The sequence below is a fragment of the Streptomyces sp. NPDC107498 genome, from assembly GCF_055582805.1.
This window is the reverse complement of the sequence record NZ_JBVJPE010000006.1, coordinates 140,403-165,134: the sequence shown is the minus strand read 5'-3', so window position 1 is coordinate 165,134 and position 24,732 is coordinate 140,403. Positions and strand designations below refer to the sequence as shown.

22 protein-coding genes are annotated in these 24,732 nt (G+C 72.0%); 12 read left to right on the top strand and 10 right to left on the bottom strand.

What is annotated here, in order from left to right; all coding sequences use genetic code 11:
- Positions 1-215: 215 nt before the first annotated feature.
- A complete protein-coding gene (bagA, locus tag ACZ66Z_RS13320; RefSeq protein WP_469934080.1) occupies positions 216-1,178 on the bottom strand; it encodes an ATPase BagA in 963 nt (320 codons plus the stop codon).
- A gap of 123 nt (positions 1,179-1,301) precedes the next feature.
- On the opposite strand from bagA, the gene ACZ66Z_RS13315 reads away from it, so the two are divergent.
- The 5 genes from ACZ66Z_RS13315 (at position 1,302) to ACZ66Z_RS13295 (ending at position 4,758) form a co-directional block, all read left to right on the top strand.
- Entirely contained in the window at positions 1,302-1,460 is a 159-nt protein-coding gene (locus ACZ66Z_RS13315; RefSeq protein WP_015034547.1) for a DUF4177 domain-containing protein, read from the top strand.
- On the top strand, positions 1,457-1,927 hold the full coding sequence (locus ACZ66Z_RS13310) for a RidA family protein (RefSeq protein WP_388858833.1): 471 nt from the start codon (positions 1,457-1,459) through the stop codon (positions 1,925-1,927). Before ACZ66Z_RS13315 ends, ACZ66Z_RS13310 begins: the two co-directional genes overlap by 4 nt.
- Positions 1,928-2,055: 128 nt before the next feature.
- Positions 2,056-2,943: an NUDIX hydrolase gene (locus ACZ66Z_RS13305; RefSeq protein ID WP_469934079.1), complete on the top strand. Its 888-nt coding sequence runs from the start codon at positions 2,056-2,058 to the stop codon at positions 2,941-2,943.
- Positions 2,940-3,770: an MBL fold metallo-hydrolase gene (locus ACZ66Z_RS13300; RefSeq protein ID WP_469934078.1), complete on the top strand. Its 831-nt coding sequence runs from the start codon at positions 2,940-2,942 to the stop codon at positions 3,768-3,770. The genes ACZ66Z_RS13305 and ACZ66Z_RS13300 overlap by 4 nt, the downstream gene beginning before the upstream one ends.
- Before the next feature lie 103 nt (positions 3,771-3,873).
- Positions 3,874-4,758, top strand: a complete 885-nt coding sequence (locus ACZ66Z_RS13295; protein ID WP_469934077.1) for a prohibitin family protein — start codon at positions 3,874-3,876, stop codon at positions 4,756-4,758.
- Between the two features lie 78 nt (positions 4,759-4,836).
- Here ACZ66Z_RS13295 and ACZ66Z_RS13290 read toward each other — a convergent pair whose 3' ends face one another.
- Positions 4,837-5,511 (bottom strand): Crp/Fnr family transcriptional regulator, encoded by a 675-nt coding sequence (locus tag ACZ66Z_RS13290; protein ID WP_015034542.1) that lies wholly within the window; start codon positions 5,509-5,511, stop codon positions 4,837-4,839.
- Positions 5,512-5,742: 231 nt separating this feature from the next.
- On the opposite strand from ACZ66Z_RS13290, the gene nth reads away from it, so the two are divergent.
- The 3 genes from nth (at position 5,743) to ACZ66Z_RS13275 (ending at position 8,863) form a co-directional block, all read left to right on the top strand.
- Positions 5,743-6,744, top strand: coding sequence for an endonuclease III (nth, locus tag ACZ66Z_RS13285; protein WP_469934076.1), 1,002 nt, complete (start codon positions 5,743-5,745; stop codon positions 6,742-6,744).
- 135 nt (positions 6,745-6,879) lie between these two features.
- Positions 6,880-7,584, top strand: coding sequence for an NUDIX hydrolase (locus tag ACZ66Z_RS13280; RefSeq protein ID WP_469934075.1), 705 nt, complete (start codon positions 6,880-6,882; stop codon positions 7,582-7,584).
- 79 nt (positions 7,585-7,663) lie between these two features.
- A complete protein-coding gene (locus ACZ66Z_RS13275) occupies positions 7,664-8,863 on the top strand; it encodes a MarP family serine protease (RefSeq protein ID WP_469934074.1) in 1,200 nt (399 codons plus the stop codon).
- A gap of 18 nt (positions 8,864-8,881) precedes the next feature.
- Here ACZ66Z_RS13275 and ACZ66Z_RS13270 read toward each other — a convergent pair whose 3' ends face one another.
- The 6 genes from ACZ66Z_RS13270 to ACZ66Z_RS13245 all read right to left on the bottom strand — a co-directional run bounded on the left by ACZ66Z_RS13270 (position 8,882) and on the right by ACZ66Z_RS13245 (position 16,952).
- A complete protein-coding gene (locus ACZ66Z_RS13270; protein ID WP_469934073.1) occupies positions 8,882-9,073 on the bottom strand; it encodes a hypothetical protein in 192 nt (63 codons plus the stop codon).
- A gap of 145 nt (positions 9,074-9,218) precedes the next feature.
- A complete protein-coding gene (locus ACZ66Z_RS13265) occupies positions 9,219-10,154 on the bottom strand; it encodes an alpha/beta fold hydrolase (RefSeq protein ID WP_469934072.1) in 936 nt (311 codons plus the stop codon).
- Positions 10,151-10,636, bottom strand: coding sequence for a phage holin family protein (locus ACZ66Z_RS13260; RefSeq protein WP_469934071.1), 486 nt, complete (start codon positions 10,634-10,636; stop codon positions 10,151-10,153). The genes ACZ66Z_RS13265 and ACZ66Z_RS13260 overlap by 4 nt, the downstream gene beginning before the upstream one ends.
- A 38-nt stretch (positions 10,637-10,674) precedes the next feature.
- Positions 10,675-12,063, bottom strand: coding sequence for a Na+/H+ antiporter NhaA (gene nhaA, locus ACZ66Z_RS13255; protein WP_469934070.1), 1,389 nt, complete (start codon positions 12,061-12,063; stop codon positions 10,675-10,677).
- A gap of 241 nt (positions 12,064-12,304) precedes the next feature.
- Positions 12,305-14,260, bottom strand: coding sequence for an acetate--CoA ligase (acs, locus tag ACZ66Z_RS13250; protein WP_469934069.1), 1,956 nt, complete (start codon positions 14,258-14,260; stop codon positions 12,305-12,307).
- Positions 14,261-14,453: 193 nt separating this feature from the next.
- Positions 14,454-16,952 (bottom strand): SulP family inorganic anion transporter, encoded by a 2,499-nt coding sequence (locus ACZ66Z_RS13245; protein WP_469934068.1) that lies wholly within the window; start codon positions 16,950-16,952, stop codon positions 14,454-14,456.
- A 287-nt stretch (positions 16,953-17,239) separates the two neighbouring features.
- Between ACZ66Z_RS13245 and ACZ66Z_RS13240 the strand changes: the two genes are divergently transcribed.
- Positions 17,240-18,538, top strand: a complete 1,299-nt coding sequence (locus tag ACZ66Z_RS13240) for a polysaccharide deacetylase family protein (protein WP_469934067.1) — start codon at positions 17,240-17,242, stop codon at positions 18,536-18,538.
- A gap of 252 nt (positions 18,539-18,790) precedes the next feature.
- Here ACZ66Z_RS13240 and ACZ66Z_RS13235 read toward each other — a convergent pair whose 3' ends face one another.
- Positions 18,791-19,777: an ATP-binding protein gene (locus tag ACZ66Z_RS13235; RefSeq protein WP_469934066.1), complete on the bottom strand. Its 987-nt coding sequence runs from the start codon at positions 19,775-19,777 to the stop codon at positions 18,791-18,793.
- A gap of 102 nt (positions 19,778-19,879) precedes the next feature.
- Here ACZ66Z_RS13235 and ACZ66Z_RS13230 point away from each other — a divergent pair, with 102 nt between their 5' ends.
- Positions 19,880-20,722, top strand: coding sequence for a Fic family protein (locus tag ACZ66Z_RS13230; protein ID WP_469934065.1), 843 nt, complete (start codon positions 19,880-19,882; stop codon positions 20,720-20,722).
- Between the two features lie 347 nt (positions 20,723-21,069).
- Here ACZ66Z_RS13230 and ACZ66Z_RS13225 read toward each other — a convergent pair whose 3' ends face one another.
- Positions 21,070-21,936: an HAD family hydrolase gene (locus tag ACZ66Z_RS13225; RefSeq protein WP_469934064.1), complete on the bottom strand. Its 867-nt coding sequence runs from the start codon at positions 21,934-21,936 to the stop codon at positions 21,070-21,072.
- Between the two features lie 477 nt (positions 21,937-22,413).
- Between ACZ66Z_RS13225 and ssd the strand changes: the two genes are divergently transcribed.
- Positions 22,414-23,529 (top strand): septum site-determining protein Ssd, encoded by a 1,116-nt coding sequence (ssd, locus tag ACZ66Z_RS13220; protein WP_469934063.1) that lies wholly within the window; start codon positions 22,414-22,416, stop codon positions 23,527-23,529.
- Entirely contained in the window at positions 23,526-24,725 is a 1,200-nt protein-coding gene (locus ACZ66Z_RS13215; RefSeq protein WP_469934062.1) for a TadA family conjugal transfer-associated ATPase, read from the top strand. Before ssd ends, ACZ66Z_RS13215 begins: the two co-directional genes overlap by 4 nt.
- Positions 24,726-24,732 lie beyond the last annotated feature (7 nt).

Sequence of the window (24,732 nt, the reverse complement as noted above, 5' to 3'; positions counted from 1 at the left end):
GTGAGCGGGGCCACCGGGGGCGTGAGCGAGGCCGCTCGCGGCGTGAACGAGGCCGTCGCCGGCCTGATCGAGACCGCTCGCGGCGCCCGGTCCGCTCGTGGCCTCCGGTCCGTCGGCGGCGTCCGGTCCGTTGGTGGTCCCGGCTCCGGGCCCGCCTTCGATCCCCGCCCCTGCCGTGGCCGCTTCGGGGGCCGTCGCGGCGTCCGCCTTCTCCGTCACGCGCCCACCCCTTGCTTCCGCAGTTCCTTCGCCAGCCGGTAGAGCCCGGCGATGTCCGCCCCGTCCCCGAGGAAGGGCAGCTCGTACGACGGGACGCCGACGCCGTCCAGGACGGCGCGCTGCGCCCGCTCCAGCTCCACCCGTCGCGCGTGCTCGGCGGCCTGGTCGAGGAGCGGCTCGACCAGCCGCGTGCCGCCCGTGACGCCGACGGACGCCAGGGTGCGCGCGATCGCGTCCCGGTGGTCGCCCGAGGCCGCCCGTACCCCCGCCTCGTCGAGCACGTGCGGGCGGACCATGTTCACCACGACCCGCCCCACCGGCAGATCGGCGGCCCTCAGCTCCGCGATCCCGTCGGCGGTCTCCTGGACCGGCATCTCCTCCAGGAGCGTCACCAGGTGCACCGCCGTCTCGGGGGACTTCAGGACCCGCATGACGGCCTGCGCCTGATTGTGTATCGGGCCGATCCTGGCCAGGCCCGCGACCTCGTCGTTCACGTTGAGGAAGCGGGTGATGCGGCCGGTGGGCGGCGCGTCCATGACCACGTGGTCGTAGGTGGGGCGGCCGTCCTTCTCGCGCCGCCGGACCGCCTCGCACGCCTTGCCGGTCAGGAGCACGTCCCGGACGCCCGGCGCTATCGTCGTCGCGAAGTCGATCGCGCCGAGCTTCTTCAGGGCCCGCCCCGCCCCGCCCAGTTTGTAGAACATCTGGAGGTAGTCGAGGAGCGCGCGCTCGGCGTCGATCGCCAGCGCGTACACCTCTCCGCCGCCGGGGGCGACGGCGATCTTGCGCTCCTCGTACGGAAGGGCTTCCGTCTCGAAGAGCTGTGCGATGCCCTGTCTGCCTTCGACCTCGACGAGGAGGGTCCGCTTCCCCTCCGTCGCGAGGGCGAGGGCGAGGGCGGCGGCGACCGTCGTCTTACCGGTACCGCCCTTGCCGCTGACGACCTGGAGCCTGCTCACGCTGTCGAGCCTAACCACTGGCGGCCGCGCGCAATCAGCAGGCTGCCCCGGAGAAGCCCCCTAGGGGCAGCTTCGGGGGCCACCTCGGCGGGTGGTCCCGCGGCAGCGGATACAGTCGGCCCCATGACCAAGTGGGAGTACGTCACGGTGCCGCTTCTGGTGCACGCGACCAAGCAGATTCTGGACACCTGGGGCGAGGACGGCTGGGAGCTCGTCCAGGTCGTGCCCGGGCCGAACAACCCCGAGCAGCTCGTGGCCTACCTGAAGCGGGCCAAGTCGTGAGCGGGGCCGTCGAGGCGCGGATCGCCGAGCTCGGCCTGACCCTGCCCGAGGTCGTGCCGCCGATCGCCTCCTACCAGCCGGCCGTGCAGTCCGGCGTGTACGTCTACACCTCGGGCCAGCTCCCGATGGTGGCGGGCAAGCTTCCGGTGACCGGCAAGGTCGGCGCCGAGGTCACGCCGGAGGAGGCCAAGGAGCTCGCCGCCACCTGCGCGCTCAACGCGCTCGCGGCCGTGAAGTCGGTCGCCGGTGACCTCGACCGCATCAAGCGCGTCGTGAAGGTCGTCGGCTTCGTCGCCTCCGCCGCCGACTTCACCGGTCAGCCCGCCGTCGTCAACGGTGCCAGCGAGCTGCTCGGCGAGATCCTCGGCGAGAAGGGCGTGCACGCGCGCAGCGCCGTCGGCGTGGCCGTGCTGCCGCTCGACGCGCCGGTCGAGGTCGAGGTCCAGGTCGAGCTCGTCGAGGCCTGACCGCCGATCCGCACGACTCGGTAGGACGCCGTTCGACTCCCTACGGGTCCGTGCGACAGGGAGCCGGTTTTCCACAGCCCGGGAAACCGGCTCTCGTGCATTCCGATGCTTGCGCATAGCATCCGGCCATGTCGAATGGTCAGTCGAAGCAGTCGAATGGTCAGTGGTACCCGGCGGAATGGCCCGACCGCATCCGCGCCCTCGCCGCGGGTGAGCTCACCCCCGTGGCGCCCCGGCGCGCCGCCACGGTCCTGCTCCTGCGGGACGGGGCCGCCGGGCCCGACGTCCACATGCTGCGCCGCCGCACCTCGATGGCCTTCGCCGGCGGCGCGTACGCCTACCCCGGCGGCGGCGTCGACCCGCGCGACGAGCAGCCGGTGCGCTGGGCGGGCCCGTCGTTGGAGACGTGGGCGGCCCGTCTCGGCCTCGACGATCCGGCGCAGGCCCAGGCCGTGGTCTGCGCCGCCGTGCGCGAGACGTTCGAGGAGGCGGGCGTCCTGCTCGCCGGGGAGACCGAGGACGTCGTCGTCGGCGACACGACCGGCGAGGAGTGGGAGCGGGACCGCGTGGCGCTCGTCGCCCGGGAGCTGTCCTTCGCCGACTTCCTGGACCGGCGCGGGCTCGTCCTGCGCTCGGACCTGCTGGGCGCGTGGGCCCGCTGGATCACCCCGGAGTTCGAGCAGCGCCGGTACGACACCTGGTTCTTCGTAGCGGCGCTCCCGGCCGGGCAGCGCACCCGGGACGTCTCGGGGGAGGCGGACCGCACGGTCTGGATCCGCCCGGCGGACGCCGCGGCCGGCTACGACCGGGGCGAGCTGACGATGATGCCGCCGACGATTTCGACCCTGCGCACCCTGGAGCCGTACGGGACGGCCGCCGAGGCGCTGGTGGCGGCGGAGGCGCAGGACATGGCCCCCGTCCTCGCGCAGGCGCGTCTGGAGGGCGACGAGCTGATCCTGAGCTGGCCCGGACACGAGGAGTTCACCAAGGTCATCTCCACCGGGGGCGAGCGATGAGCGACGCCGCCGCCCTGCCCGGCCAGCCGCGCGGACTGGTGGCCTCCGGGCCCGCGACCGCCCGCGCCGTGAACGTCCTGGCGCCGAACCCGTCCGCGATGACCCTCGACGGCACCAACACCTGGCTGCTCTCCGAGCCGGACTCGGACCTCGCCGTCGTCGTCGACCCGGGGCCGCTCGACGAGGGCCATCTGCGCCGGGTGATCGACACGGCCGAGAAGCTCGGCAAGCGGGTGGCGCTGACCCTGCTGACCCACGGGCACCCGGACCACGCGGAGGGTGCCGGCCGTTTCGCGGAGCTGACCGGGACGGCCGTGCGGGCCCTCGATCCGGCGCTGCGGCTGGGCGACGAGGGGCTCGGCGCGGGGGACGTGGTGACGGTCGGCGGCCTGGAGCTGCGGGTCGTCCCGACGCCCGGGCACACCTCGGACTCGCTCTCCTTCCACCTGCCGGCCGACCGGGCGGTGCTGACGGGCGACACGATCCTGGGGCGCGGGACGACGATGGTCGCCCATCCGGACGGGCGGCTCGGGGACTACCTGGACTCGCTGCGGCGGCTGCGCTCGCTGACCGTCGACGACGGGGTGCACACGGTCCTGCCGGGGCACGGGCCGGTCCTGGAGGACGCGCAGGGGGCCGTGGAGTTCTATCTGGCGCACCGGGCGAGCCGGCTCGCCCAGGTCGAGACGGCGGTCGAGGCGGGGCACCGGACGGCGGCGGAGGTCGTCGCCCGCGTGTACGCGGACGTGGACCGCTCGCTGTGGCCGGCCGCCGAGCTGTCCGTGCGGGCGCAGCTGGAGTACCTGAGGGACCGCGGTCTGGTCTGACCCGATCGGGGTGCGGCCGGTACGGGGGACCCGGAACCTTCCGGCTTCCCCGCGTGTCTTACGCTCCGCTTACATCCGGCCGTAGCTTTCGGGGGGAACGCCCGTGTTCGTCATCGCCATCCTGCTGGTCATAGCCGCAGTGGTGCTCTTTTTCGTCGGCCGCGCCAACGACTCCAAGGGGCTGAAGTTCGGTGCCCTCGGCGCGGTCCTGGCCGGCCTCTTCTCGCTGATCGTGAGCATGACGTACGTGATCAGCGCGTACGAGGTCGGCGTGCCGGTCGCCTTCGGCAAGGTGGGCTCGCCGATGACCTCGGGTCTGCACGTGAAGTCGCCGTTCACGGACGTCACGACCTTCTCCACCCGCCCGGTGGACCTCAACCTCTCCGACAAGGACGTGGTCGAGGTCCGCTCCTCGCAGGGCGGCGTCATGTACGCCGAGGTGACCGTGAAGTGGTCCGTCGACCAGGCCAAGTCCGTCGAGCTCTACAAGCTCGCGGGCAGCGAGGAGGCCATCCAGCAGCGGCTCGTCTACCCCGACAGCCGGGAGATCGTCCGTAACGTCTTCGCCCACTACACCAGTGAGCAGGGGTACGCCACCGACCGCGAGAAGATCAACGCCGAGATCGGCACCCTGATCAAGGAGCGCCTGGCCCCGCGCGGCATCGACGTGACCACGGTCAACCTGCGCAACGTGAAGCCCTCGGACGCCCTCCAGGGGCAGATCGACCGCAAGATCCAGCAGCAGCAGGCCACCGAGCGGGCCACGGAGGCCTCCCGTACGGCCAAGGCCGACGCCGACCGGCGCCGCATCGAGGCGGAGGGCATCGCCCGCGCCAACAAGATCCTCAACGAGTCGCTGACGGACAAGGTCCTGATGAACCAGTGCATCGACGCGTACAAGGAGGCCGCGGCCAAGAACCCGGTCTACGCGGTGCCCTGCGGCGACGGCGGCTCCGCCCCGGTGATCGTGGACGGCTCGAAGCGCTGACCTCGGCGGTCACGGAAAGGGCCGCCCCGGTCGTCCGACCGGGGCGGCCCTTCCCGTACGTACCGCGTACGGAGACGCCTACCGCGAGCGCTTCGCGAGGCGCTCCACGTCGAGCAGGATCACGGCGCGGGCCTCCAGGCGCAGCCAGCCGCGCTGGGCGAAGTCGGCGAGCGCCTTGTTGACCGTCTCGCGGGAGGCGCCGACCAGCTGGGCCAGCTCCTCCTGGGTGAGGTCGTGGACGACGTGGATGCCCTCCTCCGACTGCACGCCGAAGCGGCGCGACAGGTCGAGGAGCGCACGGGCGACACGGCCCGGGACGTCCGAGAAGACCAGGTCGGACATCTGGTCATTGGTCTTGCGCAGTCGGCGGGCGACGGCGCGCAGCAGCGCGGTGGCCACCTCGGGGCGGGCGTTCAGCCAGGGCTGGAGGTCGCCGTGGCCCAGGCCGAGCAGCTTGACCTCGGTCAGCGCGGTCGCCGTGGCGGTGCGCGGACCCGGGTCGAAGAGGGACAGCTCGCCGATGAGCTCGCCGGGGCCGAGGACGGCCAGCATGTTCTCGCGGCCGTCGGGGGAGGTGCGGTGCAGCTTCACCTTGCCCTCGGTCACCACGTAGAGGCGGTCGCCGGGGTCGCCCTCGTGGAAGAGCGCGTCGCCACGGGCGAGCGTCGCCTCACTCATCGAGGCGCGCAGCTCGGCAGCCTGCTCGTCATCGAGCGCCGCGAAGAGCGGGGCGCGCCGCAGAACGTCGTCCACGAGTTCTCTCCATACTGTCGACCTGCTCAAAGGACCTGGGTCCCATGATGCCGGACGCACAAAACAGTGCGATCAATCACAACAAGTTTGACGTACCGATCCGCCCATCCGTACGTCAGGGGCCCGATTGGGCTCCGATCGGCCACGCCCGGGGCGGATGTCGGCGGCGGCGCCTAGGCTGGTCGGGTGTCCAACTCGCCGGTGAGAGCGCAGGCCAAGGGGGCTGAAAGAGTGTCGGCCGAAGGTAATTCCGCTGTGGGCGAACACGGCGTGTCGAAACGGGTGAAAGCCGCGAAAGAGAAGCCGGAGGCGGCTGTCGGCACCTCCTCGTCCACCGGGTCCGCCGACCCCGCGAAGCCCACCGGAGCCAACGGCTCCGCGAAGTCCGCAGGCTCCACCAGGTCCGCCGGGCCGGCCGGACCCACCAGGTCCGCGAAGTCGGCCGGATCCACCAGGTCCGCGAAGCCCGAGTCGCGGCTGGCGATGGTCCGCCGGGCGCGCCGGATCAACCGCGAACTGGCCGAGGTCTACCCGTACGCCCACCCGGAGCTCGACTTCCGCAACCCCTTCGAGCTGCTCGTCGCCACGGTCCTCTCGGCCCAGACCAACGACCTGCGGGTCAACCAGACCACCCCCGCCCTCTTCGCGAAGTACCCCACGCCCGAGGACCTCGCGGCGGCCGTGCCCGAGGAGGTCGAGGAGCTGATCCGGCCGACCGGCTTCTTCCGCGCCAAGACCAAGTCGATCATGGGTCTCGCCGCCGCCCTCAGGGACGACTTCGGCGGACAGGTCCCCGGCCGCCTGGAGGACCTCGTCAAGCTCCCCGGCGTCGGCCGCAAGACCGCCTTCGTCGTCCTCGGCAACGCCTTCGGAGTCCCCGGCATCACCGTCGACACCCACTTCATCCGCCTCACCCGGCGCTGGCGGTGGACCGAGTCCGACGATCCGGTGAAGATCGAGGCCGAGGTCGCCACGATCTTCCCCAAGAGCGAGTGGACGATGCTCTCGCACCGGGTGATCTTCCACGGCCGCCGGATCTGCCACGCCCGCAAGCCCGCCTGCGGCGCCTGCCCGATCACCCACCTCTGCCCCTCGTACGGAGAGGGCGAGACCGACCCCGAGAAGGCGAGGAAGCTGCTCAAGTACGAGATGGGCGGCTTCCCCGGCCAGCGGCTGAACCCGCCGCCCGACTACCCCGGCATCCCGGCGCCCCCGCTCGGAGGCGGCGCCTGAGCCCGGCCCGGGAGCCCCGGCGCGTCGGCCCGCCCGGGAGGCCCCTGGCACCCCGCCCCGCCCGGGGGGCCCGGGCGGGGGAGACACCGGGAACGAACCCGTCCATCGACCGCGTTGTGAACCACGGGGGTACCTGTGACGCGCACTGACGAAGAGATCCACGGACCCGGCAAGGCCGGGCTGCTCAGCAGGGACGGCCTGCCCGACTGGCTCGAACCGGTCGACCGGGCCGCCCGCACGGTCCGGCCCGAGCAGCTGAGCCGCTTCCTGCCGCCCGAGAACGGCACCGGCCGCCAGTCCGCCGTCCTCATCCTCTTCGGCGAGGGCGAGCGCGGACCCGAACTGCTGCTCATGGAGCGCTCCGGCAGCCTCCGCTCGCACGCCGGACAGCTCTCCTTCCCCGGTGGCGCCCTCGACCCCGAGGACGGCGACCCGGCGGACGGCGGCCTGCTGCGCGCCGCCCTGCGCGAGGCCCGGGAGGAGACCGGCCTCGACCCGGCGGGCGTCCAGCTCTTCGGCGTCCTGCCCCGGCTCTACATCCCGGTCAGCAGCTTCGTCGTCACCCCCGTCCTCGGCTGGTGGCGCGACCCCAGCCCGGTCGGCGTCGTCGACCCCGGAGAGACCGCCCGCGTCTTCACCGTCCCCGTGGCGGATCTCACGGACCCCGCGAACCGCGCGACCACCGTGCACCCGAGCGGCCACAAGGGCCCCGGGTTCCTCGTCGCATCCGCTCTGGTCTGGGGTTTTACGGCCGGCGTCATCGACCGGCTGCTGCACTACGCCGGCTGGGAACGCCCCTGGGACCGGTCCAGGCAGGTCCCGCTCGACTGGCGCTCATGACAGGCTGACCTCCGGGCGGACCGGCCTTCGGGCCGACCGACCCCGGGTGACCGGAAACGAATCTGCGAGGCTACTGACGGTGAACGTGCTGGACATCTTGTTGCTGCTCGCCGCCGTGTGGTTCGCGATCATCGGTTACCGCCAGGGATTCGTCGTCGGCATCCTCTCGGTCGTCGGCTTCCTCGGCGGCGGTCTCGTCGCCGTGCTGCTGCTCCCGATCCTCTGGGACCAGCTGACCGACCACAGCGAGGTCTCGACGACGGCCACCGTCGTCTTCGTGATGGTGGTCATCGTCTGCGCCTCCGTCGGCCAGGCCTTCACCACCCACCTCGGCAACAAGCTGCGCCGGCACATCACCTGGTCGCCGGCCCGCGCCCTGGACGCCACCGGCGGCGCCCTGGTCAACGTCGTCGCGATGCTGCTCGTGGCCTGGCTGATCGGCTCCGCCCTCGCCCGCACCTCGCTGCCCACCCTGGGCAAGGAGGTGCGGAACTCCAAGGTGCTGCTCGGCGTGGAGCAGGTGATGCCGGATCAGGCCTCGGGCTGGTTCGACGACTTCAGCTCCACCCTGGCCCGCAGCGGCTTCCCCCAGGTCTTCAGCCCCTTCGCGAACGAGCCGATCACCCCCGTCACCCCGCCCGACCCGGCGCTCGCCGACAGCCCCGTCGCCGCCCGCGCGCAGCGCTCCATCGTGAAGGTCGTCGGCACCGCGCAGAGCTGCGGCAAGGTCCTCGAGGGCACCGGCTTCGTCTTCGCCGACCGCCGCATCATGACCAACGCCCACGTCGTCGGCGGCGTCGACGAGCCGACCGTGCAGATAGGCGGCGAGGGCAGGCTCTACGACGCCAAGGTCGTGCTCTACGACTGGCAGCGCGACATCGCCGTCCTGGACGTGCCGGGCCTCAGGGCCACGCCGCTGGCCTTCACCGACGAGGACGCCCGCAGCGGTGACGACGCGATCGTCGCCGGATTCCCGGAGAACGGCTCGTACGACGTGCGCTCGGCCCGGGTGCGGGGCCGCATCAGCGCCAAGGGCCCCGACATCTACCACCGCGACGAGGTGCGCAGGGACGTGTACTCGCTGTACGCGACGGTCCGCCAGGGCAACTCCGGCGGTCCGCTCCTCACCGAGGACGGCGAGGTGTACGGCGTGATCTTCGCCCGCTCCCTCGACGACGCGAACACCGGATACGCCCTGACGGTCGACGAGATCCGTGAGGACATCGAGCACGGCCGGACCGCCGACCAGCAGGTCGACACCCAGGGCTGCGCCCTCTGAGAAGGGCCCGAAGAGGGCTTACAGGGTGTTTTTGGGGTGCCGCAGCCGGGCCGAGACCCAGCGGGCCCTGCGGCGCAGGATGCGCGAGATCCCCACCTCTGGTACCGCGTGTCCCACGTCCGCCTGGCCACCCCTCTCGCGGGAGACCGGCCCCGTGGCCGAGCGACGGTCGCGTGCTGTCGTGTCACCGTAGTCGTGCGTCCAGCCCATACTTCGACGTCTGCCCGGGGGCCAAGGTCGGTAACCTCCCCCGGACCCGCCAATCGGAGTATGCGCGGGGCACATGGCCGTTCGACGGACGCCCGTACGCCGGATCGGGTGACGGCCCCTCAGCACCCGGCACCGGCGCTCCGGCTCAGCGGTCGGGCTCGGGATCCTTCAGCCAGTTGACGAGCTCCGTGGTGAAGGCCACCGGGTCCTCCTCGTGCGGGAAGTGCCCGAGGCCGTCGAAGAGCCGCCAGCGGTACGGCGCCTCCACGTACTCGCCCGACCCCGCCGCGCTGCGGGTCCGCATCACCGGGTCCAGGGAGCCGTGCAGATGGAGCGTCGGCACCCGCACCGGCCGCTTCATGCGCCGGTTGAACTGAATGCCGTCCGGGCGGGCCAGCGACCGCACCATCCACCGGTACGGCTCGATCGAGCAGTGCGCCGTCGACGGGACGCACATCGCCCGCCGGTACGCCTCGACGGCCTCCTCGTCGACCGGCTTCGGACCCGACCAGTCCCGGATCAGCTCGCCCACGAGCGCACCGTCGTCCGCGACGAGCTGACGCTCCGGCAGCCACGGCCGCTGGAAGCCCCAGACGTGCGAACCGGCCCGCGACTGGGCGAAGTCGGAGAGCATCGCCGAGCGCCAGCGGCGCGGGTGCGGCATCGAGGAGACCACGAGCCGGCGCACCAGCTTCGGCCGCATGACGGCGGCCGTCCAGGCGAGGTAGCCGCCCAGGTCGTGCCCGACGAGCGCCGCGTCCGGCTCGCCCAGGGAGCGGACGACGCCGGTGATGTCGAGGGCCAGGTTGGCGGGGTCGTAACCGCGTGGTGTGCGGTCGCTGCCGCCCACCCCGCGCAGATCCATCGCGACCGCCCGGAAACCGGCCTCGGCGAGGGCGGGCAGCTGGTGGCGCCAGGTCCACCAGAACTGCGGGAAGCCGTGCAGGAGCAGCACCAGCGGGCCGTCGCCCATCTCGGCGATGTGGAAACGGGCGCCGTTGGCGGCCACGTCGCGGTGCGTCCACGGCCCGTCGAGCCGCACGGGCCCGCCGTTGCCGCCGGTGCTCTCGGGAAGGGTCATACGGACGAGCGTGCCACAACGGAGGCCTTGTCCAGTGCCGGGCGCGGCTCCGGACGGGGGTGAGGCTTCGCGTTCTGCATGATCGCCGCCGTCTGCTTGGCGGAGGCGATGGTCTTCTCCGGCGGCTTGACCTTCTTGAACTTGGCGTACGCGATCAGCCCGAGCAGCATCGCGATCAGCACGTTGAGGGCGAAGGACAGCAGGAAGCACCAGACGAGGTTCCAGCCCCCGTTGCCGTTGTGCCCGCCGGTCCAGGTGTTGATGGCGTACGCGAGCGCGAAGCTCAGCATCGGCAGCGAGAAGAGCAGCACCACGGCGGCCGCGATGCCCGCCGCACTGCCCATCGCGCCGCGCTTGACGTCCTGTCGGATCTCCACCTTGGCCAGGGCGATTTCGTCGTGCACCAGCGCGGACATCTCGGCGGTCGCCGAGGCGACCAGCTGGCCGAGGCTGCGCTCGGTGCCGTCGAACGGGTCGCTCATCGCTGCTCCCTCTCCTTCTGTCTACGGTCCGACTCAGATCATGCCGGACGGTCGGCGCCGTCGCGCGATGCCCCCGCCAGTTGGGCGCGCTCCCGGTGTTCCGCCGCCTTCCGCTCGTAGATCGCGGCCATCCTCAGGTGGTACTCGGGGTCGTCCTGCTCGTAGACGTCGGGGATGCCGTCCTCGTCGTCGTCGCGCTCCTCGTCGGCGCAGAGCGCCTGGTACTTCCGGACCCGCAGCTTCAGCAGGACGGAGGCGAGGACGGCCGCGACGAGCGAGCCGATCAGGACGGCGGCCTTCACCTCGTCGGTGAGGACGGGGTCCCCGGCGAAGGCGAGTTCACCGATGAGGAGCGAGACGGTGAAGCCGATCCCGGCGAGGGTGGCGACGGCGAACACGTCCGGCCAGGCCAGGTCGGGGTTGAGCTCCGCCCGGGTGAAGCGGGCGGCGAGCCAGGTGCCGCCGAAGATGCCGATCGTCTTGCCGACGACGAGACCGAGGACCACGCCGAGGGTGACCGGCTGGGTGAAGACGTCGTGGATCGCGCCGCCGGAGAGGCTCACGCCGGCGGAGAAGAGCGCGAAGAGGGGCACGGCGAGTCCGGCCGAGAGCGGCCGGACCAGGTGCTCGATGTGCTCGCCGGGGGAGTGCTCCTCACCCTCCCGGGTGGTGCAGCGCAGCATCAGGCCCATGGCGACGCCGGCGATCGTGGCGTGGACGCCGCTGTTGTACATCAGGCCCCAGACGACCAGGGCCAGCGGCACGTACACGTACCAGCCCCGGACGCCCTTGCGGAGCAGCAGCCAGAAGACGACGAGTCCGGCGGCGGCGCCGCCGAGCGCGGCGAAGTTCAGGTCGTCGGTGAAGAAGATCGCGATGATCAGGATCGCGAACAGGTCGTCGACGACGGCGAGGGTGAGCAGGAAGGCGCGCAGCGCGGACGGCAGCGAGGTGCCGATCACGGCGAGGACGGCGAGCGCGAAGGCGATGTCGGTCGCGGTGGGCACGGCCCAGCCGTCCAGCGAGCCGCCGCCGACGCCGTTGACCAGGGTGTAGACGAGGGCGGGGGCCGCCATGCCGCAGAGCGCGGCGATGACGGGGAGCATCGCGGCCTTGGGGTCGCGCAGCTCGCCCGCGACGAGCTCGCGCTTGAGCTCGATGCCGGCGACGAAGAAGAAGACCGCGAGGAGGCCGTCGGCGGCCCAGTGCTGGATCGACAGGTCGAGGCCGAGCGCGGCGGGTCCCATGTGGAAGTCCCGTACGGCCTCGTACGCGCCGCCGAACGTGTTCGCCCAGACGAGGGCGGCGACGGCGGCGAGGAGCAGCAGGACGCCGCCGACGGTCTCGGCGCGCAGGGCGTCGGCGATGTACCGCCGCTCGGGCAGCGAGAGGCGGCCGAGGAACTTGCGGTCGTTGGACACGGACACGTGGGGACCTCCGTCGGGCAGGCAGGGCGAAGCACATGCCGACCAGACTTCCCGGCTCACCTAGGTCTTTCCGTCGCGTTCCTGACGCGATCCTTACCTTACCTAACGAGCCCGGAATGTGTCCGGCGAGATTCACTTTAAGGAGATATGCACCTTACGTCCCGCCGGGCGGAGGGGGCACGCGAACGCCCGCCCCGAGCGGCTCGGGGCGGGCGTTCGCTTCGTGCGCGCGAGCCGGCGCTCAGTCCTCGTCGGACGTGGTCGGCAGCTGGTTCTGGATGAGCGACATGACGGAGGAGTCGGTCAGGGTGGTGACGTCGCCCAGCTCGCGGTTCTCCGCGACGTCGCGCAGCAGACGGCGCATGATCTTGCCCGAGCGGGTCTTCGGCAGCTCCGCCACCGGCAGGATCCGCTTCGGCTTGGCGATCGGGCCGAGGGTCGCGCCCACGTGGTCGCGCAGTTCGGAGACCAGGTTGTCGTCCTGGCTCGCCGTGCCGCGCAGGATGACGAAGGCGACGATCGCCTGGCCGGTCGTCTCGTCGGCGGCGCCGACGACGGCCGCCTCGGCGACGGACGGGTGCGAGACGAGGGCCGACTCGACCTCGGTCGTCGAGATGTTGTGACCCGAGACGAGCATGACGTCGTCGACCCGGCCGAGCAGCCAGATGTCGCCGTCGTCGTCCTTCTTGGCGCCGTCACCGGCGAAGTACTTGCCCTCGAAGCGGGACCAGTACGTGTCGATGTAGCGCTGGTCGTCGCCCCAGATGGTGCGGAGCATCGACGGCCACGGCTCGGTGAGGACCAGGTAACCGCCGCCGCCGTTCGGGACCTCGTTCGCCTCGTCGTCCACGACGGTGGCGGAGATGCCCGGCAGCGGGCGCTGGGCGGAGCCCGGCTTGGTCTCCGTGACGCCCGGCAGCGGCGAGATCATCATCGCTCCGGTCTCGGTCTGCCACCAGGTGTCCACGATCGGGGTCCTGTTCGCGCCGATGTGCTCGCGGTACCAGACCCAGGCCTCGGGGTTGATCGGCTCGCCGACGGAACCGAGCACGCGGAGGCTGGAGAGGTCGAACTTCGCGGGGATGTCGTCCCCCCACTTCATGAACGTGCGGATCGCGGTCGGCGCCGTGTAGAGGATCGTGACGCCGTACTTCTGCACGATCTCCCAGAACCGCCCCTGGTGCGGGGTGTCCGGGGTGCCCTCGTACATGACCTGCGTCGCGCCGTTGGCCAGCGGGCCGTAGACGATGTACGAGTGTCCGGTGACCCAGCCGATGTCGGCGGTGCACCAGTAGACGTCGCTCTCCGGCTTGAGGTCGAAGACGGCGTGGTGGGTGTAGGCGGCCTGGGTGAGGTAGCCGCCGGAGGTGTGCAGGATGCCCTTCGGCTTCCCCGTGGTGCCGGAGGTGTAGAGGATGAAGAGCGGGTGCTCCGCCGGGAAGGCCTCCGGGGTGTGCTCGGTGGACTGGCGGGCGACGACGTCGTCCCACCAGACGTCGCGGCCCTCGGTGAAGGCGGTCTCCTGGCCCGTGCGGCGCACCACGAGGACGTGCTCGACCTGCGGGCACTTGGCGACGGCCTCGTCGATGGCCGGCTTGAGGGCGCTCGGCTTGCCGCGGCGGTAGCCGCCGTCCGCCGTGACGACCAGCTTGGCGTCGGCGTCCTGGATGCGGGAGGCGACGGCGTCGGCAGAGAAGCCGCCGAAGACCACCGAGTGGGCGGCGCCGAGGCGGGCGCAGGCCAGCATCGTGACGGCCGCCTCGGGGATCATCGGCAGGTAGACGGCGACCCGGTCGCCCTTGCGGACGCCCAGCTCGGTCAGGGCGTTGGCGGCCCGGGAGACCTCGTCCTTGAGCTCGGCGTAGGTGATCGCGCGGCTGTCGCCGGGCTCGCCCTCGAAGTGGATGGCGACCCGGTCGCCGTGGCCGGCCTCGACGTGCCGGTCGACGCAGTTGTACGCCACGTTCAGCTCGCCGTCCGCGAACCACTTGGCGAACGGCGGGTTCGACCAGTCGAGGGTCTCGGTCGGCTCGGTGGCCCAGCTGAGCCGCCCGGCCTGCTCGGCCCAGAAGCCCAGCCTGTCCGCCTTGGCCTGCTCGTACGCCTCCGCCGTCACATTGGCGTCCGCGGCCAGCTCGGCGGGCGGCGCGAACCGCCGCTCTTCCTTGAGCAGGTTGGCCAAGGATTCGTTGCTCACGACATCTCCCTTTCCCAGGGCGTCCTCTGTGCGTATGTGTCCCGCGTCATAGCTCATCAGTCAGATGCCCGGGTGACAAGAGCCTCCAGGGAATTGGTTTAGACCTGTGAGCATGTTGACGTGCGAGGGCCCCTTCTTCCCGAGCGGAGGGAGAAGGGGCCGCACAGTCTCACGGCCGGGAAGACCGGAAGGTTCAGGAGGCGCGCGCCGCCTCCAGTCGGTCGGCCTGCATGTCCCGGACCGCCGCTTCGAGGGAATCCGCCGCCGTCTCCCGGGATGCCGGGTCGCGGGGATCCGTCGCCATGTCCCGGGGTGCCGGGTCGCGGGGATCCGCCGGCATGTCCAGGGGGACCGTTTCGAGGGGATCCGTCGGCATCACCCGCGTGAAGACCTCGTCGTAGCCGTGCACCTCGTCCGTCCCGGAGAGCAGGTACGCCTGCGCCTCGCCCACGTGGAAGTACACGCCGTGCAGCGTGAGCGTGCCCTCGGCCAGTCGGCGCGCGACCGGCTCGTACGCCCGCAGGTGCTCTAGCTGCTGGACCACGTTGGTCAGGCAGAGCTGCTCGACCGCGTCGGCCGGAAGGCGCCCGGAGATCCGGGCCCAGGCGTGCCGTCGGCTCGCCATCCGCTCCAGGCTGGGCCGGCCGTGGCGCAGCCAGCGGCGGAGCGGGGTCGGCGGGTCGTCCGGGCCGCCGCTCAGCAGGGCCTGCATCGCGCCGCAGCCGGAGTGGCCGCAGACGGTGATCGACTCGACCCGCAGCACCTCCACCGCGTACTCGATCGCCGCCGCCACCGAGTCGTCCCCGTTCTCCTCGCCGGGGAGCGGGACGAGGTTGCCGACGTTCCGCACGGTGAACAGGTCGCCCGGGCCGCTGGAGGTGATCATGCTGGTGACGAGACGGGAGTCGGAGCAGGTCAGGAAGAGCTGCGAGGGCCGCTGCCCCTCCCGGGCGAGCCGGGCGAGCTCGTCCCGCACCAGCGGGGCCGTGTTCCGCTGGAACTTGCCGATGCCGCTCGCCAGGTGCAGCCCCGTCGCCCGCCCGGTTCCCGCCGCCCGTCCGGTCCCGGTCGGCTTCTCCCCGCACTGATGGTTGTGCCAGGGCGTCCAGGGGCGGCAGCAGGGGTGCGAGGCGGAGTCGGTGACGGACGCGGGCTCGGCGATCCGGACACCGGACGGCCCGGTGGTCTCGACCGTCCCGCCGTGGGCGAGGTGCCCGGCGGTCCAGTCGCTCAACGCCTCGTAGGCGGCGTGGTCCATGAAGGACCCGTCGAGCTCGACCACCACGTCGGAACCCTGCGGCAGTTGGTGCAGCGCCCGGCTGAGCCGGGGCACGGCGAGGAAGGTCAGCTGGCCCCGGACGCGCAGCAGTTGACGGCCGTCCCGCTCCTCCCGGGTGATCCGGGTGCGGGTGAGCCGGTGCAGGGCGACCGCGATGGCCACGGCGATGCCGAGGGCGACGCCCTCCAGGATGCCGATGAGGACGACTCCCGTCAGCGTCACCACGTAGACGACGACCTCGCGGTGCCGCGTGACCGTACGGATGTGGGTGATGCTCACCATCTGGATGCCGACCACCATGACGAGGGCGGCGAGCGCGGGCAGCGGGATCAGGTCGAGCACCGGCACCAGCAGCAGGGCCGCGAGCACGATCCACAGGCCGTGCAGCATGGTCGAGGCGCGACTCACCGCTCCCGCCGAGACGTTGGCCACGCTGCGGACCGCGACCCCGGCGACCGGGAGGCCGCCGAGCGCCCCGGAGACCATGTTGGCCGCGCCCTGCCCGGCGAGCTCGCGGTCGAGGCGGGAACGGGGGATGCCCTGGCCCAGGTCCCCCCGGGCGGCGACCAGCTTGTCGACCGCGACGGCCGACAGCAGCGACTGCACGCTGGTGACGAGCGTGATCGTGAGCACGCCCGCCGCGATGCCGAGGACCGGGCCCTCGGGCAGGCCGGGCAGGGCGTGGCTGCTCCAGGACGGCAGGTCCACGCGCGGCACGGCGAGCCCGGTGAAGGAGGCCACGGCCGTCGCCCCGGCCACCGCGACGAGCGCGGCGGGGACCTTCCGTACCAGCCGTCCCGCACGCCCCGGCAGGCGCGGCCAGCACAGCAGCACGGCCACGGTGAGGGCGCTGATGGCCAGCGCCTCCGGGTGGGCGCGCGCCAACTGGGCGGGCAGCCCGAGGGCGTTGGACACGGCGGAGCTCTGCGGCGTCCCGCCGAGCACGATGTGGAGCTGGGCGAGGGCGATGGTGACGCCGATGCCGGCCAGCATGCCGTGCACGATCGCGGGCGAGACGGCGAGCGCCGAGCGGGCCACGCGCAGCGCCGACAGGGCGATCTGGGTGAGACCGGCGAGGACGGTGATGGCGCAGGTGGTGCGCCAGCCGTACCGCTGGATGAGCTCGGCGGTCACGACGGTGAGTCCGGCGGCGGGGCCGCTCACCTGGAGCGGGGAGCCGCCGAACCGGCCGGCGACGAGGCCGCCGACGGCGGCGGCCACCAGGCCGGCCTGGAGCGGGGCTCCGGTGGCGAGTGCGATGCCGAGCGAGAGCGGCAGCGCGATCAGGAAGACGGCGACGGACGCGGAGACGTCGGCGCCGGCGAGGCGGAGGCGTCGGGGTCCGTCCGGCGGGCTGTGAGGCCGCTGGATCCGGGGCCGGTTGGTCGTGCGGTCAGGGGTGCAGAGGGTCATGTTCCCGTCTCCTCCGGGGCAGCGCGGTCGCGGCTCGTGCGGGGTGCAGTGGCGGGACTCCGGGCGAGAGCCTCCGAAGTGTCGGGGCAGAGGATCAACGCTCGGTAAATGGATCGTAATGGAGAGTAAAGACTGCGGCATTATTTTCGGGGCAAACAGGGCAATGATTCACCGGTTCCGGTGACAGAACGTGCACATGCCGCTTGTCGTTGACGGCCCCCGGTCCTCGTGGTGCGACGTTTACGCCGCTTGTACGTAAATCCGAGGATCTGAGGAAAGGTGTGCGGATGTCAGCCCCCCGCAGAACGACCACCGTCCGGAGGAAGGCGCTCGTCGTCGGCGCCCTCACCCTCACCCTCGCCACCGGCCTCGCCGGCTGCTCGGGCTCCGACGACGCCGCCACGAAGGGGACCTCCGACGCGGGCGTCAAGAAGGGTGCGGCCGCGGCACCCCAGACCGCGCCCCGGCTGATCGGCGACGGCTCGACCGCCTTCACCGGCGTCCAACCCCGCCAGCCGGTCTGGCAGAAGCTCAAGCCCGGCGAGACCCCGCCGCAGTTCGTGGTCTTCTCCTGGGACGGCGCCGGCGAGGACAGCCAGAAGCTGTTCTCCCACTTCCGCGCGGTCGGCAAGAAGTACGACGCCACCATGACGTACTTCCTCAGCGGCGTGTACCTGCTGCCGGAGGCGAAGCGGGAGCTCTACGACCCGCCGCAGCACAGTCCCGGCCGCTCGGACATCGGCTTCAACGACGTCGAGGGGATCCGCGCCACCGTCCGCGAACTGCGCGGTGCGTGGCAGGAGGGCAACGAGATCGGCACCCACTTCAACGGCCACTTCTGCGGGAAGGAGAGCGGCGTCGACAACTGGTCGGTCGAGGACTGGAAGAGCGAGATCAACCAGGCCAAGTCCTTCGTCAAGCACTGGAAGACCAACGCCGGCCTGCGCGCCGAACAGCCGCTGCCCTTCGACTACGACAAGGAGCTCGTCGGCGCCCGCACCCCCTGCCTGGAGGGCCGGAAGAACTTCGTCCGGGCGGCGGCGCAGATGGGCTTCCGCTACGACACCAGCGGCGTCAACGACCAGATCTGGCCCAAGAAGGACCTGGGTTTGTGGGACCTGTCGATGCAGCTCGTGCCCGTCCCAGGCCGCGCCTTCCAGACGCTCTCCATGGACTACAACTTCCTGGTGAACCAGTCGGGCACGACCCAGGGCGACCCCTCCCAGCACCGCTACTGGGGTGACCAGATGCGCGACGGCCTGGTGCAGGCCTTCGAGCGCTCCTACCGGGGCAACCGCGCGCCGCTGATCATCGGCAACCACTTCGAGTCCTGGAACGGCGGTACGTACATGCGGGCCGTCGAGGAGACCATCGCCACCGTCTGCGTGCAGAAGGACGTCAAGTGCGTGTCCTTCCGCCAGCTCGCCGACTGGCTCGACGCCCAGGACCCCGACGTCATCGCCAAGATGCGCACCCTGAAGGTCGGCGAGGCGCCGACGGGCGGCTGGAAGGCCTTCCTCGCCCCCCAGCCGGCCGTCCCGGCAGGCGCCCCGGCCAAGGCCACCGGCCACACCGGACGCCACTGAGCCCGACCATCGGCGCCGTCGATCGGGCGTGGCGACGCCGATCCCGACCGTCGGCACCGGGTGGGCCGGGCGGCGCTGCCCCCGGCCGTCGATGCCGGCCGGGCCGGGCGGCGCCGGGCGGTGCCGAGCCGCCCCTCGGCGCCGGGTGGATCGGGTGGCGCCGGCCCGGCCGTCGGCGTCAGGCGGTACGAACGGCGCTGAGTCCGCCGTCGGCGTCAGGCGGGCTGAACCGCGCTGAGTCCGCCTTCGGCGTCAGGCGGGCTGAACCGCGCTGAGCCCCTCGTCCAGCACGAAACCGGGGTCGACCTGCGACGCCAGGTCGGCCCCGGTCTTGGCGTTGCCCCAGCTCTCCGCGTTGCGCAGATGGAAGTGGACCATCTGGCGCGTGTAGCGCTCCCAGTCACGATGGGCGTACGAGTCGTCCGCCGCGTCCTGGAGGCCCTGGAGCGCCATGCGGTTCTCCGCCTCCAGGAGCTCGAAACGGGGCGGACGGCCCTTCTCCATCGCGCGGACCCAGTCCGAGTGCCCGACCGTCACGAGCAGGTCCTCGCCGACCTCCTCGCGCAGGAAGTCGAGGTCGTCCCGGCCCTGCACCTTGTTGCCGACGACCTTGAGAGCCACGCCGAAGTCCCGCGCGTACTCCTTGTACTGGCGGTAGACCGAGACGCCCTTGCGGGTCGGCTCGGCGACCAGGAAGGTCATGTCGAAGCGGGTGAAGAGCCCCGACGCGAAGGAGTCCGAACCCGCCGTCATGTCGACGACCACGTACTCGTCGGCCCCGTCGACCAGGTGGTTGAGGCAGAGCTCCACCGCGCCGACCTTGGAGTGGTAGCAGGAGACCCCGAGGTCCGACTCGGTGAAGGGACCGGTCGCCATCAGCCGGATCTCACCGTCGTCCAGCGGGACCGGACGCGCGCACGCCTCGTACACCGGGTTGTCCTCGCGGACCCGCAACAGCCGCGAACCCTCCCCGGGCGGTGTCGTCTTGATCATCATGTCGGCGGAGGCGATCCGTGGATTGCTGCCCCGCAGGTACTCCTTGATGAGCGGCAGGTGCGCGCCCATCGCGGGCAGCGCGGCGGCCTCCGCCTCGGACAGACCGAGCGCGGCGCCCAGGTGCTGGTTGATGTCGGCGTCGACGGCGACGACCGGGGCTTCGTTGGCAGCGAGGTGGCGGATGAAGAGCGAGGACAGCGTGGTCTTGCCGCTGCCGCCCTTCCCCACGAAAGCGATCTTCATGTTCACCTAGGGTAGTGGCATGGTTGCACCTCGTGGTCAAGCTGCGTGAAGAAGACCACTCCATCGTGGGGCGGGGCCCCGGGGCGCGTAGCCTCCCTACTTATGAGTACGCACGCCTCTGACCCCTTGGCCGCCCTCGGCTCCCTGCCGGGCGTCGCCGAAGCGGTGGACTCCGTACGCAAGGCCGTCGACCGGGTCTACGGCCACCGCGTGATGCGTCGCCGCAGCAACGAGATCTCCTCCGAGGCGGCTCTGCGCGGCGCGCGCGGTTCGGCTGCCCTGTCCGGGGCCGACTGGGCCCTGGAAGAGGTCCGTCGGCGCACCGACTTCAGCGCCGACGCCGAGGCCCGCACCGTCGGCGCCGCCCTGCGTCTCGGCGCCGAGGCCGGGCAGCTGCTCTCCATCTGGCGTCAGTCGCCCCTGCGCGTGCTCGCCCGGCTGCACCTGGTCGCCGCCGGCGACGCGGGCCTCCCGGCCGGTACCGGTGAAGGCGACTCCGTGGGCCGGCCCCGCCTGGACGGCGAGACGGTCGACGAACCGCTGATCGACCTCCCGCTGCCGACGCCCGCCGAGGTCGCGGGACGACTCGACGGCCTCGCCGAACTGATCGTCGCGGGCAGCGAGGCCCCTGCCCTCGTCACGGCCTCCGTGGTGCACGGCGAACTGCTCGCACTGCGCCCCTTCACCTCGTACAACGGCCTCGTCGCCCGGGCGGCCGAGCGGATCGCACTGGTCGGCAGCGGCCTCGACCCCAAGGCCATCTGCCCGGCCGAGGTCGGCCACGCGGAACAGGGCCGGGCCGCCTACCTCGCCGCCTTCGAGGGGTACCTGTCGGGCACCCCGGAGGGCGTGGGCGCCTGGATCGCCCACTGCGGGCGCTCGGTCGAGCTGGGCGTCCGGGAGTCGACGGCCGTCTGTGAGGCCCTCCAGCGCGGCGCCGCCTGAGAGTCAGGCCCTGCAAGGAGGCGCGACCAGCGCCGGGAAGGGCGCGACAGGGCCGGGAATGGGTTGCGGCGGCACCAGTGCTGGTACCGCCGCTGGCACGTCCACCCAGTTACCAAGCGTCCTCGATATGTGCCCATCAGGCCGGGAACTTTGCCCGTGGCCTGGTGCGGCTGGCCCGTAATCGACGGGTCGACGTCGCGTGGGTGCCCGGTTTCAGTGCTAGGTCCGTGGGGCCTTCATGCTCAACAGGTGATCCTCTCGGATGTCCTCGGTCTCGCGGGCCTGATTCCTTTCTACTCCTGTCCGGGTGGAAGCGAAAGTGGTGGATCCACTTCTCTGCCAATTGCTCAAATTCGGGCAAAGTCATCGGCGAGACGTTGGGCGAGGGCCGCCTGCCGGCGCCGCGCCGCGTACCAGACGAGTCCGGCTCCGACGGCAGCCGCTCCGATCGCCGCGGCGGCGACGAGCGTGGGACGGGGCGGCATCCGGAACTCGGGCAGCCGCTGCTTGAGGCGCACCGGCTTGTCGAAGGACAGCACCGGCCACTCCCGGGCCGCGGCTTCCCTGCGCAGCGTCCGGTCGGGGTTGACCGCGTACGGGTGGCCGACGGCCTCCAGCATGGGGATGTCGGTCGCCGAATCGCTGTACGCGTAGCAACGCGAGAGGTCGTAGCCCTCCGACTCCGCGAGCTCCCGCACCGCCTCTGCCTTCGTCGGCCCGTAGGCGTAGTACTCCACCTCCCCGGTGAAGCACCCGTCCTCGCCGACCACCATCCGGGTGGCGACGACCCGGTCGGCCCCGAGCATCTCACCGATCGGCTCGACCACCTCGGCCCCGGAGGTCGAGACGATCACGACGTCGCGGCCGACGGCGTGGTGCTCCTCGATGAGAGAGGCGGCCTCGTCGTAGATGATCGGGTCGATCAGGTCGTGAAGGGTCTCGGCGACGAGCTCCTTCACCAGGGCCACGTTCCAGCCTTTGCAGAGCGCGGAAAGATATTCACGCATCCGCTCCATCTGGTCGTGATCGGCTCCGCCCACCAGGAAGACGAACTGGATGTAGGCCGTCCGCAGGGCGGCGCGGCGGCTGATCAGTCCGCCCCGGTAGAAGGACTTGCTGAAGGTCAGCGTCGAAGACTTCGCAATGACCGTCTTGTCCAGGTCAAAGAAGGCGGCTGTGCGCGGCAAGGAGTGGTTTTCCACGAGCCCGAGCATAGGTGCCCGCCATTCGGCGTACGCTGGGGCGCGTGGGTTTGCCTGAGAAGGCTCTCGGGTACACCATGGAAGTCACGGATCGTTCGCGACCGTGCTAACCCGGTCCGGCTCCTCCCCCCCCGAGCCGGCCGGAGAGACGACCCCCGCTCTCCCCCCCGGCGGGGGTCGTCGCATGTCCGGAGCCGTTTTGGCCCTGCGCGCCATCGCTCCCTCCCTTCCTTCCGTTCATCGGTCACGGATCGACCGAGGCCCCGCCCGGCTCTCGATCCATCACTCACGGTAATCGTCGGGCTGCGTTCCGGACAGTCCCCGAGGGGGTGGCGAAGTTATTCACAGCCCCTCGCTTATCCACAGTTTTTCGGTGAGATCGGCACGATTTCCAGGACGGCCCCACGGTGATTCCTGTCGCGAAGTCCGCGGCCGACAGGAATCACGAGAGGGGTGTGCGTCGTGGAGACATCCAGGACTTCCGAGGCCATGGGGACGGCACACGGAGCGGAGCCGGACGGAACGGGGCCCGACGGGGCGGGGACGGCCGGGCCGCGTCGGGCGGGGCCGCTGATCGTCACCGAGGACCTCGGACTGCTCGACGACCTGCTGCGGCTGTGCGCCGCCGCCGGAGTCGAGCCCGAGGTGGACCACCGGGTGCCGGACCGGCGCACGAGCTGGACCGATCCGCCGCTCGTCCTGGTCGGCGACGACGTCGCCGTCCGCTGCCGGGGAGCGGTGCGCCGGCCCGGGACCCTCCTCGTCGGCCGCGACCGGGACGACCCGGGGCTGTGGCGGCTGGCGGTCGAGATCGGCGCGGAGAGCGTCCTGAGCCTCCCGGGTGCCGAGAGCCTGCTCGTCGACCGCCTCGCCGACGCGGCCGAGGAGGCGGACAGGGCGGCGCTGACGGTCGGCGTCGTCGGCGGCCGGGGCGGCGCGGGAGCCTCCACCCTGGCCTGCGGTCTCGCGCTGGCCGCCGCGCGGGCCGGGCACCGCACGCTGCTCGTCGACGGCGACCCGCTGGGCGGAGGGCTCGACGTGTTGCTCGGCGGCGAGCGCGAGGAGGGCAGGCGATGGCCCGACTTCGCCGCCTCGAAGGGCCGCCTGGCCGGCGGCGCCCTGGAGGAGTCCCTGCCGTCGGTGCGCGGCGTCCGGGTGCTCAGCTGGGGCAGGGACGCAGCCGCGCCGGTGCCGCCAGAGGCCGTGCGGTCCGTGCTCGCCGCCGCACGCCGACGGGGCGGGGCCGTCGTGGTCGACCTGCCGCGCGGGGCCGACCCGTCGGCCGTCGAGGCCCTGTCCCAGCTCGACCTGGGACTGCTCGTCGTGCCGGGAGAGTTGAGGGCCGTCGCGGCCGCCCATCGGATGGTCTCGACGATCGGTCCGGTCGTGCGCGACCTGCGCGCCGTGGTCCGCGGCCCGTACGCGGCGGGGCTCGACGAGCGGTGGGTCGCCGACGCGCTGCGGTTGCCACTCGTCGGTGAACTCCCCTACGACCCGGGGATCGTGGTCGACCAGGACGCCGGCGTGCCGCCGGGCGCTGAACCCCGAGGGGCTCTCGGCCGGTTCTGCGCCGCCTTCTGGGAGCGCGCCGGCGGTGCGGCATGACCGGGGCGGGGGTCGCGGTCTGGGGCGCGGATGGCGCAGCGGGCAGCGGGGCGAGGCTCCTCGACGCCGTGCGGCAGCGGCTCGCGGCGAGTGGGGCCGAGCCCACCCCGGCACGCGTGGCGGCGGCACTGCGGGCCCAGGGAAGGCTGCTCGGTGACGCGGAAGTGCTCGGTGCGGCAGAGGAGTTGAGGTGCGAGTTGATCGGGACCGGGCCGCTGGAGCCACTGCTCGCCGACCCGTCGGTCACCGATGTCCTCGTCTCCGCGCCCGACCAGGTGTGGGTGGACCGGGGCACCGGTCTCGAACGGGCCCCGGTGTCGTTTCCCGATGCCGCCGCGGTCCGCCGTCTCGCGCAACGGCTCGCGGCGGTGGCCGGGCGCCGTCTCGACGACGCCCGACCGTGGGTCGACGCCCGGCTCCCCGACGGCACCCGGATGCACGCGGTGCTGCCGCCGGTCGCGGTCGGCTCGACCTGTCTGTCGCTGCGGGTGGTCCGCCCGCGCGCCTTCTCCCTGGAGGAGCTGGTCGCGGCGGGCACCGTGCCGCCGGACGGGGCACCGATCCTGCGGGCCCTGATCGACGCCCGTGTGTCGTACCTCGTCAGCGGCGGCACCGGGACGGGCAAGACCACGCTCCTCGCGTCGCTCCTGGGGCTCGTGGGGGAGCGGGAGCGGATCGTGCTCGCCGAGGACTCGGCGGAGTTACGACCGGACCACCCGCACGTGGTGCGCCTGGAGGCGCGCCCGGCGAACCAGGAGGGTGCCGGGCTCGTGACCCTGCGGGACCTGGTCCGCCAGGCGCTGCGGATGCGTCCCGACCGGTTGGTGGTCGGCGAGGTCAGGGGCGGCGAGGCGGTGGACCTGCTCGCCGCTCTCAACACGGGTCATGAAGGCGGTTGTGGAACGGTCCATGCCAATACGGCGGCAGACGTCCCGGCGCGGCTCGAAGCCCTGGGGACGGCGGCCGGACTCGACCGGGCCGCCCTGCACAGCCAGCTGGGTGCCGGACTGTCGGTCGTGCTGCACGTCGTACGGGACAGGAGCGGGCGTCGGCGGATCGCCGAGGCGCACGTCCTGGAGCGGGACCGGGACGGCCTGGTCCGGACGGTGCCGGCGCTGCGGTGGGGCGCGACCGGGTTCGAGAGGGAGAAGGGCTGGGAGCGGCTGAGGAAGCTGATCGGAGGGGGAGTGCGGTGACGGGCGG